Genomic DNA, 1546 nt, shown 5'->3' on the forward strand with positions numbered 1-1546 from the left:
GACATCTACAGCGGCCCAACGAAGTCCGGGCGCCTCCTGGCCCAGTATCCGTGGCAACGTACGCAGCGCCGCAGCCACGGGGTCGACGGGGCTGCTGTCGGTAACCCTCGAACCGTTGCGGGTCACCAGCAGCCACAGAGCGTTGTCGGCCATACGCGGCACGAGGTGAGCGGCTGTCTCGGCGAACGAGGTGACCGCGGCAGCCGGGCTATCGTGCTCATCGCCGTAGTAGACGACGCCGTGCAGCGCGCCTTCGGCCTCACCGTCATCGACATCTGCATCGCACGAAGCGAATTCGCGTCGCAGCGCTTCGGCCGCCGAGCACGTGCCGACCACCGCCCATGTACCCTGTAACGATGCAGTCGCGTCGGCGGGCGGAAGCTGACGCCACAGCGCAATCTGCAGCGGATCATCGACTCGGTCGGACGGCACAGTGTCGGCGTCCGCAGGCTCGATCCATAGATGCCTGCGGTCGAACCTATAACCGGGCGCACGCACACGCCGTCGGACGGCGCCACCGGATACTGCCGCCAGGTCGACGTCGACCCCGACTGCCCAGGCGCGACCGACGGCCGCACGAACGGTGACGGACTCCGACTCGTCGCGGTTCATTGTCGGAACGATGGCCGCGGCGTTGGCGAATCCGTGGGCCAGAGCGAGACCGGTGAGCGCGGAGCCCGGTCCGACCTCGATGATCACCACGTCGTTGCCGGTCGAGCCGACTGCCGTGGTGAGTGCTCGCGAAAACTGCACCGGACTGCGTAGCTGTCCGACCCAGTGCGGCGGCTCACGAAGAGCGGCATCGTCGACGAGGCCACCGGTGACCGTGCTGTAGACCGATCCGATACGGGCGGAGTCGAGCGGTGCGGCGAACGAGCGCACTGCCTGCTCCACATCACCCAGCGCTGCCTCCACGTGCCGGGAGTGCATGGCGGCATCGAGGCGAAGCATGCTGAAGTCGACCCCGCGATCCTCCAAAGTACGCTCCAGGGATTGCAATTCGGCGTGAATTCCGGCGACGACGCAGGAGTTCGGTCCGTTCACCGCGGCCACGTCGAGCTCGGGGTGCCCGACGAGAATGTCACGGAGTGCGTTCTCGGAGAGTGCCACGGACATCATTCCGCCGACACCTGCGGACCGCGCGGCGGCCGTACAGCGCGCCGCCACCAGCGTGCACGCATCGGCCAGCGTCAGTGCGCCGGTGAAGGCTGCGGCCGTGCATTCGCCGAGGCTGTGACCGAGTGTTGCCGCGGGTGTCAGGCCCCAAGATTGCAGCAGACGAGCGGTGCCGAGGGAGATCGCGAACAGAGCGGGCACGGCGAAGGCGACGTCGCGAATTCGGTCGGAAGTGTCAGTGCGGTCGAAGATGTCTCGGACGTCGGCGCCGATGTGCGGGACGAGTAGCTCGGCCACTTCGTCGACCACGCTCCGGAACACGGGTTCGTCGCGGTACAGGTCTGCGCCCATGCCGCGGTAATGGCCTCCGGCTCCGGGGAATGCAAAGATCACCGACGGGGTGCTCGTCCGTACTGCGACGGGTTCGAAG

1 protein-coding gene is annotated in these 1546 nt (G+C 67.4%); it reads right to left on the reverse strand.

Annotated elements, in window-relative coordinates; genetic code table 11:
• Positions 1-1509, reverse strand: a 1509-nt coding sequence (locus WBQ44_RS16120) for an acyltransferase domain-containing protein (protein ID WP_495567678.1), incomplete at its 3' end; no start/stop codon positions are given.
• Positions 1510-1546: the final 37 nt, after the last annotated feature.

The organism is Rhodococcus sp. (in: high G+C Gram-positive bacteria) (genome assembly GCF_049591685.1).
Lineage (GTDB): Bacteria > Actinomycetota > Actinomycetes > Mycobacteriales > Mycobacteriaceae > Rhodococcoides.